The 15,011-nt window shown below is 61.5% G+C and carries 10 protein-coding genes and 1 pseudogene; all 11 read left to right on the top strand.

Translation table 11 applies throughout. The features are described from left to right. The first annotated feature begins 33 nt into the window (after positions 1–33). Entirely contained in the window at positions 34–1,386 is a 1,353-nt protein-coding gene (rseP, locus tag ACZ5M5_RS06045) for an RIP metalloprotease RseP (RefSeq protein WP_072408283.1), read from the top strand. A gap of 74 nt (positions 1,387–1,460) precedes the next feature. Further along, entirely contained in the window at positions 1,461–3,836 is a 2,376-nt protein-coding gene (bamA, locus tag ACZ5M5_RS06050; protein WP_060738996.1) for an outer membrane protein assembly factor BamA, read from the top strand. 45 nt (positions 3,837–3,881) lie between these two features. Then, positions 3,882–4,385, top strand: coding sequence for an OmpH/Skp family outer membrane protein (locus ACZ5M5_RS06055; protein WP_003184901.1), 504 nt, complete (start codon positions 3,882–3,884; stop codon positions 4,383–4,385). 3 nt (positions 4,386–4,388) lie between these two features. Next, complete coding sequence (lpxD, locus tag ACZ5M5_RS06060; protein ID WP_060738995.1) at positions 4,389–5,444, top strand: UDP-3-O-(3-hydroxymyristoyl)glucosamine N-acyltransferase; 1,056 nt, start codon at positions 4,389–4,391, stop codon at positions 5,442–5,444. A 105-nt stretch (positions 5,445–5,549) separates the two neighbouring features. Beyond that, positions 5,550–5,990, top strand: a complete 441-nt coding sequence (gene fabZ / locus ACZ5M5_RS06065) for a 3-hydroxyacyl-ACP dehydratase FabZ (RefSeq protein ID WP_003184897.1) — start codon at positions 5,550–5,552, stop codon at positions 5,988–5,990. Continuing rightward, on the top strand, positions 5,987–6,763 hold the full coding sequence (lpxA, locus tag ACZ5M5_RS06070; protein WP_053118863.1) for an acyl-ACP--UDP-N-acetylglucosamine O-acyltransferase: 777 nt from the start codon (positions 5,987–5,989) through the stop codon (positions 6,761–6,763). Before fabZ ends, lpxA begins: the two co-directional genes overlap by 4 nt. A gap of 2 nt (positions 6,764–6,765) precedes the next feature. After that, on the top strand, positions 6,766–7,896 hold the full coding sequence (lpxB, locus tag ACZ5M5_RS06075) for a lipid-A-disaccharide synthase (RefSeq protein ID WP_060738994.1): 1,131 nt from the start codon (positions 6,766–6,768) through the stop codon (positions 7,894–7,896). After that, the gene (gene rnhB, locus ACZ5M5_RS06080) at positions 7,893–8,546 is read left to right on the top strand and encodes a ribonuclease HII (RefSeq protein WP_060738993.1); all 654 of its coding nucleotides are present in this window, start codon (positions 7,893–7,895) and stop codon (positions 8,544–8,546) included. The genes lpxB and rnhB overlap by 4 nt, the downstream gene beginning before the upstream one ends. Positions 8,547–8,747: 201 nt before the next feature. Next, the gene (dnaE, locus tag ACZ5M5_RS06085) at positions 8,748–12,269 is read left to right on the top strand and encodes a DNA polymerase III subunit alpha (protein WP_060738992.1); all 3,522 of its coding nucleotides are present in this window, start codon (positions 8,748–8,750) and stop codon (positions 12,267–12,269) included. Between the two features lie 149 nt (positions 12,270–12,418). Next, positions 12,419–13,366, top strand: a complete 948-nt coding sequence (locus ACZ5M5_RS06090; protein ID WP_060738991.1) for an acetyl-CoA carboxylase carboxyltransferase subunit alpha — start codon at positions 12,419–12,421, stop codon at positions 13,364–13,366. A 136-nt stretch (positions 13,367–13,502) separates the two neighbouring features. Further along, positions 13,503–14,830 (top strand): annotated as a pseudogene (gene tilS / locus ACZ5M5_RS06095) (tRNA lysidine(34) synthetase TilS). Positions 14,831–15,011: the final 181 nt, after the last annotated feature.

Consider the following 15,011-nt stretch of genomic DNA (forward strand, 5'->3'; position numbering starts at 1 on the left):
GGGTTGCCCTGGACAGGATTGCGGAGAAAACAGATGAGCGCGCTCTATATGATTGTCGGCACCCTGGTTGCCTTGGGGGTGTTGGTCACTTTTCACGAATTCGGTCATTTCTGGGTTGCGCGTCGCTGTGGCGTCAAGGTCCTGCGTTTTTCCGTGGGCTTCGGCATGCCATTGCTGCGCTGGCACGACAAGAAAGGCACCGAGTTCGTCGTGGCGGCCATCCCGTTGGGTGGCTACGTCAAGATGCTCGACGAGCGCGAAGGCGAAGTCCCGGCCGACCAGCTCGATCAATCCTTCAATCGCAAGACCGTCCGTCAGCGTATTGCCATCGTCGCGGCGGGGCCGATTGCCAACTTCCTGCTGGCCATGGTGTTTTTCTGGGGCCTGGCCATGCTGGGCAGCGAACAGGTGCGTCCGGTCATCGGTGGGGTAGAGGCCGGTAGCGTTGCCGCCCGTGCCGGGCTGGGTGCCGGGCAGGAAATCGTCGCCATCGATGGCGAGCCGACATCGGGCTGGGCGGCGGTCAATCTGCAGCTGGTCCGTCGCCTGGGTGAGAGCGGTTCGTTGCAATTGATGGTGCGCGAGCAGGGCTCCACGGTGGATTCGCCTCGCGAGCTCATCTTGGACAACTGGCTCAAGGGTGCGGACGAGCCGGATCCGATCCGTTCACTGGGGATCCGGCCATGGCGTCCGGCCTTGCCGCCGATCCTCGCCGAACTCGATCCGAAAGGCCCGGCCCAGACGGCTGGTCTGAAGACCGGCGATCGGTTGCTGGCCCTCGACGGCCAACCGGTCAGCGACTGGCAGCAGGTGGTCGATTCGGTTCGTGTACGTCCTGACACCAAAATTGTGCTGCGTATCGAGCGCGACGGTGCTCCAATCGACGTCCCGGTAACCCTGGCCGCCCGTGGCGAGAGCAAGGCGCCGACCGGTTACCTGGGCGCGGGCGTCAAGGCGGTCGACTGGCCGCCGGAAATGATCCGCGAGGTCAGTTTCGGCCCAGTGGCGGCGATTGGCGAGGGTGCGCGTCGTACCTGGACCATGAGCATTCTGACGCTGGACTCGCTCAAGAAAATGTTGTTCGGCGAGCTCTCGGTAAAAAACTTGAGTGGACCGATAACCATTGCTAAAGTGGCGGGCGCTTCTGCCCAGTCGGGCGTCGCTGATTTCCTGAATTTCCTTGCTTATCTGAGCATTAGCCTGGGGGTTCTGAATTTGCTGCCCATTCCGGTACTGGATGGGGGGCATCTGCTGTTTTATCTGATCGAGTGGGCGCGTGGTCGTCCCTTGTCGGATCGGGTGCAAGGTTGGGGGATACAGATCGGTATCAGCTTGGTGGTCGGGGTCATGTTGCTTGCCCTCGTCAACGATCTGGGTCGTCTGTAACGCTTCGCTGAATTGCGAATCTGCCGCATTTTGCGGCAGTTTGTTTATTGCCAGTTGGAATAAGAAAGGACTTCATGAAACGTCTGCTGCTAACTGCGGTTCTCACCGTATTGATGATCGCCGAAGTTCACGCCGAGTCCTTCACTATCTCTGATATTCGCGTCAATGGCCTCCAGCGGGTCTCCGCGGGTAGCGTCTTTGGTGCCTTGCCGTTGAACGTCGGCGAGCAGGCGGATGATCGGCGCCTGGTGGAATCCACGCGTGCGCTGTTCAAGACCGGCTTCTTTCAAGATATCCAGCTGGGCCGTGACGGCAATGTCCTGGTCATCACGGTAGTCGAGCGCCCGTCGGTCGCCAGTATCGAGATCGAAGGCAACAAGGCGATCTCCACTGAAGACCTGATGAAGGGCCTGAAACAATCCGGCCTGGCCGAAGGCGAGATCTTCCAGCGCGCCACCCTCGAAGGTGTGCGTAACGAGCTGCAGCGCCAGTACGTTGCCCAGGGCCGCTACTCGGCCACCGTCGACACCGAAGTGGTGCCGCAGCCGCGCAACCGCGTCGGCCTGAAGGTCAACATCAACGAAGGCACCGTGGCGGCCATCCAGCACATCAACGTGGTGGGCAACACGGTGTTCCCGGATGAAGACCTGATCGACCTGTTCGAGCTAAAGACCACCAACTGGCTGTCGTTCTTCAAGAACGACGACAAGTACGCCCGTGAAAAACTCTCCGGTGACCTGGAGCGCCTGCGTTCCTACTACCTGGACCGTGGCTACATCAACATGGACATCGCTTCGACCCAGGTGTCCATCACCCCGGACAAGAAGCACGTCTACATCACCGTCAACGTCAACGAAGGCGAGAAGTACACCGTTCGCGACGTCAAGCTCAGCGGTGACCTGAAGGTTCCCGAGGACCAGGTCAAGTCGCTGCTGCTGGTACAGAAGGGCCAGGTGTTCTCGCGCAAGCTGATGACCACCACCTCCGAGCTGATCACCCGTCGCCTGGGTAACGAGGGCTACACCTTCGCCAACGTCAACGGCGTGCCGCAGCCGCACGATGAAGACCACACCGTCGACATCACGTTCGCCGTGGACCCGGGCAAGCGTGCCTACGTCAACCGCATCAACTTCCGTGGCAACACCAAGTCCGAGGACGAAGTGCTGCGCCGTGAAATGCGCCAGATGGAAGGTGGCTGGGCGTCGACCTACCTGATCGACCAGTCCAAGACCCGCCTGGAGCGCCTGGGCTTCTTCAAGGAAGTCAACGTCGAGACACCGGCCGTGCCGGGCGTCGATGACCAGGTCGATGTGAACTACAGCGTCGAAGAGCAGGCTTCCGGCTCGATCACCGCCAGCGTCGGTTTCGCCCAGAGCGCCGGCCTGATCCTCGGTGGCTCGATCACCCAGAACAACTTCCTGGGTACCGGTAACAAGGTCAGCATCGGCTTGACCCGTAGCGAATACCAGACCCGCTATAACTTCGGTTTCGTGGACCCCTACTGGACCGCTGACGGCGTGAGCCTGGGCTACAACGCCTTCTACCGCACCACCGACTACGACGAGCTGGACTCTGACATCTCCAGCTATGCGGTGGACAGCTACGGTGTCGGCGCCAACATCGGCTACCCGATCAGCGAGACCTCGCGCCTGACCTTCGGCCTCACCGCCCAGCAGGACAAGATCAACACCGGTCGCTACACCGTCGACGAGATCTTCGACTTCGTTAACAAGGAAGGCGACAGCTACCTGAACTTCAAGGCGTCCGCCGGCTGGTCCGAGTCGACCCTGAACAAGGGCGTGCTGGCGACCCGTGGCCATTCCCAGAGCCTGGTGTTCGAAACCACCACCCCTGGCAGCGACCTGTCGTTCTTCAAGCTCGACTACCGTGGCCAGTTGTTCCAGCCGCTGTCTGACAACTACACCATGCGCCTGCACACCGAGCTGGGCTATGGTGACGGCTACGGCTCGACCGATGGCCTGCCGTTCTACGAGAATTACTACGCCGGTGGTTTCAACTCGGTACGTGGCTTCAAGGACAGTACCCTGGGCCCGCGCAGTACGCCGAGTCAGGGCAATAACCCGGGCACCATTAGAGACCCGGACCAGGATCCACTGCCGTTCGGTGGCAATGTCCTTATCCAGGGTGGCCTTGAGGTGCTGTTCCCAATGCCGTTCGTCAAGGATCAACGCTCCCTGCGTACCTCGGTATTCTGGGACGTGGGTAACGTTTTCGATTCAAGTTGCAGTGACACCACCAACGCCAACGGCACCAAGTCCGACACAAAGTGCAACGACATCAGCCTGAGCAACCTGGCCAGTTCCGTCGGTGTGGGCGTGACCTGGGTCACCGCGCTGGGTCCTTTGAGTTTCGCGCTGGCGATGCCGATCAAGAAGCCGGATGACGCTGAAACCCAAGTGTTCCAATTCTCCCTCGGCCAGACGTTCTAAGCGTCTGACCCATGACAACGACAATGGATTTTGTAGGAGTGCATCGTGCGTAAGTTGACTCAATTGGTTCTCCTGGCGACCGTACTGGTCGCCGGTCCGGCTTTTGCCGACATGAAGATTGCCGTGCTGAATTATCAGATGGCCCTGCTGGAATCCGACGCGGCGAAGAAGTACGCCGTGGATGCGGAGAAAAAATTCGGCCCGCAACTGACCAAGCTCAAAGGCCTGGAAAGCAGCGCCAAGGGCATTCAGGATCGTCTGGTCGCCGGTGGCGACAAGATGGCCCAGGGCGAGCGCGAGCGTCTGGAGCTTGAATTCAAGCAAAAGGCCCGTGACTTCCAGTTCCAGTCCAAGGAGCTGAACGAAGCGAAAGCCGTTGCCGACCGCGAAATGCTCAAGCAACTCAAGCCGAAGCTCGACAGCGCCGTGGAAGAAGTCATCAAGAAAGGTGGTTTTGACCTGGTGTTCGAGCGTGGCGCAGTGATCGATGTCAAGCCTCAATACGACATCACGCGCCAGGTTATCGAGCGCATGAATCAGCTGAAGTAATCCATGACAGCGACCATCAAGCTTGGCCAGTTGGCCGAGTTCCTCGGCGCCACCCTGCGTGGCGACCCGGAGAAGGCAATTACTGGGCTAGCCACTTTGCAAGAGGCTGGCCCAGCTCAGTTGAGCTTCCTGGCAAATCCTCAGTATCGCAAGTATCTGGCCGATAGCCGGGCCGCCGCGCTGTTGCTCAAGGCTGCCGATGCCGAAGGGTTTGCCGGCGACGCCCTGATCGTGCCCGATCCGTACCTGGCGTATGCGCGAATTTCCCATCTGTTCGATCCCAAGCCCAAGTCGGCTGCTGGTATTCATCCCAGCGCGGTGATCGCGGCGGATGCCGTGGTCGATCCCACGGCCAGCGTCGGTCCGTTCGTGGTCATCGAAAGCGCGGCCCGCATTGGTGCGGGTGTCACGCTGGGTGCCCATTGCGTCATTGGCGCACGCAGCGAGATCGGCGAAGGTGGCTGGCTGGCCCCACGGGTCACCCTGTACCACGATGTGCGCATCGGCAAGCGGGTGGTAATCCAGTCCGGCGCCGTGCTGGGTGGCGAAGGGTTCGGTTTTGCCAACGAGAAAGGCATCTGGCAGAAGATCGCCCAGATCGGTGGCGTCACCATTGGCGATGACGTGGAGATCGGCGTCAACACCGCGATCGACCGCGGTGCCCTGGCCGACACGGTCATCGGCAATGGCGTCAAGCTCGACAACCAGATCCAGATCGCCCACAACGTCCAGGTCGGTGACCACACCGCCATGGCCGCCTGCGTGGGCATCTCCGGCAGCACCAAGATCGGCAAGCACTGCATGCTCGCCGGTGGCGTGGGCCTGGTGGGCCATATCGACATCTGTGACAACGTGTTCCTGACCGGGATGACCATGGTGACCCACTCGATTACCGAGCCGGGTGCCTATTCTTCCGGCACAGCCATGCAACCGGCAGCCGAATGGCGCAAGAGCGCGGCGCGTATCCGCCAGCTCGACGACATCGCGCGGCGCCTCAAGCAGGTGGAAAAGCGTGTAGGGGACGTGACCCCTGGCGGCAATGCTTCATCAGATGGCTGATACCATTTCCATATCAAGTGTGCACAGCCGTTAGGGCATCTTGATTTGCTAGCGGAGTGCGCGTCACTCGTGCGCTCCCAATCTTTACATAGGCTTCCCCCCGAAATGATGGACATCAACGAGATTCGCGAATACCTGCCTCACCGTTACCCGTTCCTGCTGGTGGATCGGGTGGTGGACCTGGACGTTGAAGGCAAGCGCATTCGCGCCTATAAGAATGTCAGCATCAACGAGCCGTTCTTCAATGGTCACTTCCCCGCGCATCCAATCATGCCGGGCGTCCTGATCATCGAGGCGATGGCCCAGGCTGCCGGGATCCTTGGTTTCAAAATGCTCGACGTCAAGCCTGCCGACGGCACGCTCTATTACTTCGTCGGTTCCGACAAGCTGCGCTTTCGCCAGCCGGTCACCCCGGGCGACCAGTTGATCCTCGAAGCCAAGTTCATCAGTTGCAAGCGCCAGATCTGGAAATTCGAATGCCAGGCTTCGGTCGACGGCAAGCCAGTCTGCTCCGCTGAAATCATCTGTGCGGAACGCAAACTATGAGTTTGATTGACCCTCGCGCAATCATCGATCCGACGGCCGTCCTGGCCGCCGATGTCGAGGTCGGCCCGTGGTCGATTGTCGGCGCAGGTGTGGAAATCGGCGAGGGTACGGTGATCGGTCCCCACGTAATTCTCAAGGGGCCGACCCGGATTGGTCGGCACAACCGCATCTACCAGTTTTCTTCGGTAGGCGAGGACACGCCCGATCTCAAGTACAAAGGTGAAGAAACCCGTCTGGTCATCGGCGATCACAACGTGATCCGCGAAGGCGTGACGATTCACCGTGGCACCGTCCAGGATCGTTCCGAAACGACCCTGGGCGACCACAACCTGATCATGGCTTACGCACACATCGGCCATGACAGCGTGATTGGCAACCACTGCATCCTGGTCAACAACACCGCGTTGGCCGGCCATGTACACGTGGACGATTGGGCGATCCTGTCCGGGTTCACCCTGGTGCACCAGTATTGCCATATCGGCGCCCACAGCTTCTCTGGCATGGGCACCGCCATCGGCAAGGACGTCCCGGCCTATGTCACGGTGTTCGGCAACCCGGCTGAAGCCCGCAGCATGAACTTCGAAGGCATGCGCCGTCGTGGTTTCAGCGAAGAGGCGATTACAGCCCTGCGTCGCGCCTACAAGGTGGTGTACCGCCAGGGCCTGACCGTCGAACAGGCGCTCGCCGAACTGGCCGAGGCGTCGGCGCAATACCCGGAAGTCGCGATCTTCCGCGACTCCATCCAGTCTTCGACCCGCGGCATCACTCGCTGACCATGGCTAACGTGCGCGTTGCACTGGTGGCGGGAGAGGCTTCCGGTGACATTCTGGGCGCGGGTCTGATGCGAGCGCTCAAGGCGCAGCACCCCGCGGTTGAGTTCATCGGGGTCGGTGGGCCGTTGATGCAGGCCGAAGGCCTGACCTCCTATTTTCCGATGGAACGCCTGTCAGTGATGGGGCTGGTGGAAGTGCTCGGTCGCTTGCGCGAGCTGCTGGCACGGCGCAAGAAACTGATCCAGACCCTGATCGAAGAAAAACCGGATGTGTTCATCGGCATCGATGCGCCGGATTTCACCCTCACTATCGAACTCAAATTGCGTCAGGCCGGGATCAAGACCGTGCACTACGTCAGCCCGTCGGTCTGGGCCTGGCGGCAGAAGCGGGTGCTGAAGATCCGCGAAGGCTGCGACCTGATGCTGACGCTGCTGCCGTTCGAGGCCAGGTTCTACGAAGAGAAGGGCGTGCCGGTGCGGTTTGTCGGGCACACCCTGGCCGATACCATTCCCCTGGAAGCCGACCGCGAGGCCGCCCGCCAGGCGTTGGGCTTGCCCGACGGGCCGCTGGTGGCCTTGATGCCCGGCAGCCGGGGCGGCGAAGTGAGTCGCCTGGGTGGCCTTTTTTTCGACGCCGCCGAACGCCTTCTGGCGCTGCGCCCTGGTGTGCGTTTTGTCCTGCCGTGTGCCAGCCCGCAGCGTCGCGTCCAGCTGGAAGCCCTGCTGGTCGGTCGCGATTTGCCGGTGACGTTGCTCGACGGCCGTTCCCACGACGCGTTGGCGGCCTGTGATGCGGTGTTGATTGCCTCCGGCACTGCTACCCTTGAGGCGTTGTTGTACAAACGCCCGATGGTGGTCGCCTATCGCCTGGCGCCGCTGACGTTCTGGATTCTCAAGCGCATGGTCAAGAGCCCCTACGTGTCCTTGCCGAACCTGCTGGCCCAACGCCTGTTGGTGCCGGAGCTGCTGCAGGACGATGCGACCGCCGAGGCGCTGGCCAGCACGCTCTCGCCCTTGATCGACGGCGGCGAGGAACAGACTCGCGGCTTTGACGAAATTCACCGTACCCTGCGTCGCGATGCCTCCAACCAGGCGGCTGACGCGGTACTGACCCTGATTGGCGCAAAACCATGAGCAACGTAAAGCTACAGATGGGCTTGGACTTCAACCTGGTTGCCGAAGTGGAAGAACTGGTGGCCGGTGTCGATGAAGTGGGGCGCGGCCCATTGTGCGGCGCGGTGGTGACGGCGGCGGTGATTCTCGACCCGAACCGGCCGATCCTGGGGCTCAATGATTCGAAGAAGCTCACCGAAGCCCGTCGCGAAAAACTCTACGACGAAATCTGCGAGAAAGCCCTGAGCTGGTGCATCGCCCGGGCCGAAGTCGAAGAGATCGATGAACTCAATATCCTCCACGCCACCATGCTCGCCATGCAGCGTGCGGTGCAGGGCCTGCACATCACGCCGAAGCTGGCGATGATCGATGGCAATCGCTGCCCGAAACTGTCGATGCGCGCCGAAGCGGTCATCCAGGGCGACGGCAAGGTGCCGGCCATCGCGGCGGCCTCGATCCTGGCGAAGGTCAGTCGTGACCGGGAAATGGCGGCTTTCGAATTGATCTACCCAGGCTACGGCATCGGCAGCCACAAGGGCTACCCGACCCCCGTTCATCTGGAAGCCCTGGCGCGCCTGGGGCCGACGCCGATCCACCGGCGCTCGTTCGCCCCGGTGCGGCTGGCTTATGAAGCCCGTGATGGCTTGATCGAAAGCGAGAGATTCGCCTGACTCATTGTGGCGAGGGAGCTTGCTCCCGCTTGGGTGCGAAGCGCCCATAAGAAGGGGGCAGCTGCGCAGCCCAGCGGGAGCAAGCTCCCTCGCCACGGATTCAATCGCTTCAAAGAGCGGTATGGGTTGCAGGCTGATGTTTTACCCAAGGCCCGGTACAATCCGGGCCTTGTTGTTTTCATGACTTAACGCAGGATCACTATGCCGGCTTCATTCGTTCATCTACGCCTGCACACTGAATACTCCCTGGTCGACGGTCTGGTGCGGATCAAGCCCCTGGTCAAGACCCTGGTGGGCATGAACATGCCTGCCGTGGCGGTTACCGACCAGAACAACATGTGCTCGCTGGTCAAGTTCTACAAGGCCGCCATGGGCGCCGGGATCAAGCCGATCTGTGGCGCCGACCTGTGGTTGTCGAACAAGGACCCGGACGCGCCGCTGAGCCGTATCAGCCTGTTGGCGATGAACGCCGTGGGGTATCGCAACCTCACCGAGCTGATCTCCCGCGGTTTTATCGATGGCCAGCGCAACGGCTCGATCATCATCGAGCGCGAGTGGGTGGCCGAGGCCAGCGAAGGGCTGATCATGCTGTCGGCAGCCAAGGAAGGTGAAATCGGCCTGGCCCTGCTCAGTGGCAATCCCGACGAAGCCGAGACCCTGGCCCGTGACTGGATGGCGGTGTTCCCGGACCGCTTCTACATCGAGGTGCAACGCACCAACCGTCCCAATGACGAAGAGCACCTGCATGCCGCCGTGGCCCTGGCGGACAGGATCGGCGCGCCGCTGGTGGCGACCAACGACGTGCGGTTCATCAAGCGGGAAGATTTCGAAGCCCACGAAACACGGGTCTGCATCGGTGAGGGCCGCGCCCTCGACGACCCGCGTCGGTCGAAGAACTACAGCGACCAGCAATACCTCAAGAGCGCCGAGGAAATGGCCGAGTTGTTCAGCGACTTGCCCGAGGCGCTGGAAAACACCGTCGAGATCGCCAAGCGCTGCAACATCGAAGTGAAGCTGGGCAAGCACTTCCTGCCCAACTTCCCGATTCCCGATGGCATGACCATCGACGAATATTTCCGCAAAGTCTCCTTCGACGGCCTCGACGAACGCCTCCGTGTCCTGTTGCCCAAGGACACCACCGAAGATTACGAAGCCAAGCGCCAGGTCTATGTCGATCGGTTGAATTTCGAGCTGGATATCATCATCCAGATGGGTTTTCCCGGTTACTTCCTGATCGTGATGGACTTCATCCAGTGGGCCAAGAGCAACGGCGTGCCGGTGGGCCCTGGCCGTGGATCGGGTGCCGGGTCGCTGGTGGCCTACGTGCAGAAGATCACCGACCTCGACCCACTGGAATATGACCTGCTGTTCGAACGTTTCCTCAACCCGGAACGGGTATCCATGCCCGACTTCGACGTCGACTTCTGCATGGACGGCCGCGACCGGGTCATCGACTACGTGGCCGAGAAATATGGCCGCAACGCGGTAAGCCAGATCATCACCTTCGGTTCCATGGCCGCCAAGGCGGTGGTGCGTGACGTGGCGCGGGTGCAGGGCAAGTCCTACGGTCTGGCGGATCGCCTGTCGAAGATGATTCCCTTCGAAGTCGGCATGACCCTGGAGAAGGCCTATGAGCAGGAAGAAATCCTGCGGGACTTCATCAAGGTCGACGAAGAGGCCGCGGAAATCTGGGAGATGGCCCGCAAGCTCGAAGGCGTGGTGCGTAACGTCGGCAAGCACGCCGGGGGCGTGGTCATCGCGCCGACCAAGCTGACGGACTTCTCGCCGATCTATTGCGATGAAGAAGGCGACGGCCTGGTAACCCAGTTCGACAAGGACGACGTCGAGGCGGCGGGCCTGGTGAAGTTCGACTTCCTCGGCCTGCGGACCCTGACGATCATCGACTGGGCGTTGAAAACCATCAACCGCGACCGGGCCAAGGTCGGCGAAGAGCCGCTGGACATTGCCTTCATCCCGCTGGACGACAAGCCGACCTACAGCCTGTTGCAAAAAGCTGAAACCACGGCGGTGTTCCAGCTTGAATCCCGGGGCATGAAGGAGCTGATCAAGAAGCTCAAGCCCGACTGCCTGGAAGACCTGATCGCACTGGTGGCCCTGTTCCGTCCGGGGCCCCTGCAATCGGGCATGGTGGATGACTTCATCAACCGTAAGCACGGTCGCGCCGAGCTGGCGTACCCGCACCCGGATTATCAGTACGACGGCCTCAAGCCGGTGCTGGCCCCGACCTACGGCATCATCCTGTACCAGGAACAGGTGATGCAGATTGCCCAGGTGATGGCCGGCTACACCCTCGGCGGCGCGGACATGCTGCGTCGAGCCATGGGTAAGAAAAAGCCCGAGGAAATGGCCAAGCAGCGCGGTGGTTTCATCGAAGGTTGCGCGAACAACGGCATCGATGCGGACCTGGCGGGCAACATCTTCGACCTGGTGGAAAAATTCGCCGGCTACGGCTTCAACAAATCCCACTCCGCTGCCTATGGCCTGGTGTCGTACCAGACGGCATGGTTGAAGGCCCATTACCCGGCGCCATTCATGGCCGCGGTACTGTCGGCGGATATGCACAACACCGACAAGGTCGTGACCTTGATCGAAGAAGTGCGGACCATGAAGCTGCGCCTCGACGCACCGGACGTGAACGCTTCGGAGTTCAAGTTCACGGTGAACGACGAAGGCCGCATCATCTATGGCCTCGGCGCGATCAAGGGCGTGGGCGAGGGGCCGGTGGAAGCCATCACCGAAGCGCGCCAGGACGGGCCGTTCAAGGACCTGTTCGATTTCTGCGCGCGGGTTGACCTCAAGCGCATCAACAAGCGCACCCTTGACGGTTTGATCCGCAGTGGCGCCCTGGACCGGCTCGGGCCTTACTTCCAGGATGAGCCCAAGGCCTACCAGGCCAACATCGACCGCAACCGCGCGGTGTTGCTGGCGGCGATGGAGGAGGCGATCAAGGCCGCCGAACAGACCGCCCGTACCCACGACAGCGGCCACGCCGACCTGTTTGGCGGGCTGTTCGTCGAGGAGGACGCCGATGTCTACGGCAACCATCGCAAGGCCAAGGAGCTGACCCTCAAGGAACGCCTCAAGGGTGAAAAAGACACCCTGGGCCTGTACCTCACCGGTCACCCGATCGACGAATACGAAGGCGAGATCCGCCGCTTCGCCCGCCAGCGCATCATTGACCTCAAGCCGGCGCGCGACACCCAGACGGTCGCCGGCATGATCATCGCCCTGCGGGTGATGAAGAACAAAAAGGGCGACAAGATGGGCTTCATCACCCTCGACGACCGCTCCGGGCGCATCGAGGCGTCACTTTTCGCCGATGCGTTCCATTCGGCGCAGTCGCTGTTGCAGACCGACGCGATGGTGGTGGTGGAAGGCGAAGTCAGCAACGATGACTTCTCCGGTGGCCTGCGGTTGCGGGTCAAGCGGGTGATGAGCATGGAAGATGCCCGTACCAACCTGGCCGAGAGCCTGCGCCTGAAGTTGCAGACCCAGGACCTCAAGGGCGATCAGCTACGCTGGTTGGGCGAATTGTTCAAGCGCCATCGCGGTGCCTGTCCGATCACCATGGAGTACGTACGCCCCGATGCCAAGGCCGTGCTGCAGTTCGGCGAAGGCTGGCGGATCGATCCGGCGGATGCGTTGATTCAAGCCTTGCGTGACCAGTTCGGCAAAGACAACGTCTTCCTCCAATACCGTTGACGGCCAGGGGCCACTGTTGAAACCGGAATGCCCCTGATCTCGACCTGAATTTTTAATCTCGACCTGAACGCGCCTCTCCCTTAAGGTAGGCGCGAATAGACAACCGGCCGGCCCAAGCTCTCTTGGACGTCGACCCAAGACGGACGCCTATGAACCCGAATTTTCTAGATTTCGAACAGCCGATCGCCGACCTGCAAGCCAAGATCGAAGAGTTGCGCTTGGTCGGTAATGACAATTCGCTGAATATCGGCGATGAAATCTCTCGTCTGCAGGACAAAAGCCGCACGCTGACCGAAGACATCTTCGGCAAGCTCACCAGCTGGCAGATCGCTCGCCTGGCACGTCACCCGCGTCGTCCCTACACCCTGGACTACATCGACCACATCTTTACCGAGTTCGATGAGCTGCATGGCGACCGTCACTTCTCCGACGACGCCGCGATCGTCGGCGGCGTTGCCCGCCTGGACGAGCAGCCAGTGATGGTGATCGGTCACCAGAAAGGCCGCGAAGTCCGCGAGAAGGTGCGCCGCAACTTCGGCATGCCGCGTCCGGAAGGCTACCGCAAGGCGTGCCGCCTGATGGAGATGGCCGAGCGCTTCAAGATGCCGATCCTGACCTTCATCGACACCCCGGGCGCCTACCCGGGCATCGATGCCGAAGAGCGCAACCAGAGCGAAGCGATTGCCTGGAACCTGCGCGTCATGGCACGCCTGAAAACCCCGATCATCGCCACCGTGATTGGCGAGGGTGGTTCCGGCGGTGCGTTGGCCATCGGTGTCTGCGACCAGTTGAACATGCTGCAATATTCCACTTATGCGGTGATCTCGCCGGAAGGCTGCGCCTCGATCCTGTGGAAAACTGCCGAGAAGGCGCCGGATGCCGCCGAGGCCATGGGCATTACCGCCGAGCGTCTCAAAGGCCTGGGCATCGTCGACAAAGTGATCAACGAGCCCGTGGGCGGCGCCCACCGCGACCCGGCTGCGGCGGCGGCACTGATCCGCGCCGAGCTGAGTTCCCAGCTGTCGATGCTCAAGAAGTTCGACAACGACGCGCTGCTGGCCCGTCGCTACGAGCGGTTGATGAGCTACGGTCTCTGATCCAAGCGCTGTACCCCTGTGTGGGAGCGAGCTTGCTCGCGATAACGGTTTAACATTCAACAGATAAGTTGACTGATACACCGCCAATCGCGAGCAAGCTCGCTCCCACATTTGATTTGTGTGAAGGCCAGTTTCTATGAATCAGCCCAGGATCGACCTGCCCACCCGGCTCCTCACACAGCTATCCCCCTGGCGCAACGCCGCCACCTGGCGCATCGCCTTCTCCGGCGGCCTCGACTCCACCGTCCTGCTGCACCTGCTCGCGACCCTTTCGCAACACCACGTCCTGCCCGCGTTGAGTGCTATCCATGTGCATCACGGCCTTCAGGCAGTGGCCGAGGCGTGGCCGGATCATTGCCGTTCGGTCTGTGCGGCTCTTGGCGTACCGCTGGACGTGGTGAATGTACAAGTGCGCCCTGGCGCCAGTATCGAGCGTGCTGCCCGGGAGGCGCGTTATGGCGCGTTCGTGGCGGCCCTCCATGGCAATGAAGTGCTGCTCACCGCCCAGCATCGTGATGACCAGGCCGAAACCTTGTTGTTTCGCCTGCTGCGGGGGCAGGGGTGAGGGGGTTGGCGGCGATGCCACGGCAGCGACCTTTGGGTCTGGGGCATCTGCTGCGGCCGTTGCTCGAGGTGTCCCGTGCCGAGCTGCAAGCCTATGCGACGCAACAGGGCTTGAGCTGGATCGACGACCCGTCCAACGATGATCACCGGTACGCGCGCAACTACCTGCGCCAGCGGGTTTTTCCAGTGCTGGCCGCGCACTGGCCGCAAGCCTCGGCGACCCTGGCCCGAAGTGCTGCACACATGGGTGAAGCCCAAGGCTTGCTGGACGACTTGGCGCGGATCGACTTGGCCCAGGCCGTGACGCCAGATGCGTTCGACTGGCTTGGGCTGCCATCGCTGGTGCTGGCGCCGTTGCGGGCGTTGTCGTCGGCCCGTCAGCGCAACGCATTGAGCCACTGGCTGGCGCCGCTGACCCTGCTGCCCGACAGCGATCACTGGGTGGGCTGGGACTCGTTGCGCGATGCCGCGGACGATGCCCGGCCCATCTGGCGCCTGGCCGGTGGCGAGCTGCACCGGGCCGCCGGGCGGGTCTGGTGGTTATCCGACCACTGGCTATGTTCGCTGCCAGGCCCCGTCGACTGGGCGGATCCGGCGCTGCCGCTGCCCTTGCCGGGCAACGGTCAGGTGGTGCTTATCGGCCAGCCGCCTGCGGGGCCGCTTAGCGTGCGCTATCGTCAAGGCGGCGAGGTGCTGGCGTTAGCGAGTCGTGGTCATCGTGATCTCAAGCGTTTGCTCAATGAAAAGGGCGTGCCGGCGTTCGTTCGCGGCCGATTGCCGCTGCTCTATCAAGGCGAGCAATTGCTGGCGGTGGCCAACCTGGCCGGGCTCGACACACCCGCTGATGGCAGTTGGCAATTGATCTGGACGCCAGGAAACCAAGATCTGGGTTTGAGCTGAAAGGGGCTTTCCGGTAGACTACGCTCCCTTCTTGATACAACTTCTGTGGATTCGCCTGAATTGCAGGAGTTGCCGATTACCAAGCAGTCTTTGCTGGGCGATTCCAAAAAATGTGTAGCGAGCAACGTACCGGTGATTTCACTTCCGGTCTGTCCCAACGCGGCGGTTTTTTTGAAAGGTG

This window comes from Pseudomonas sp. Van50 (assembly GCF_055390755.1).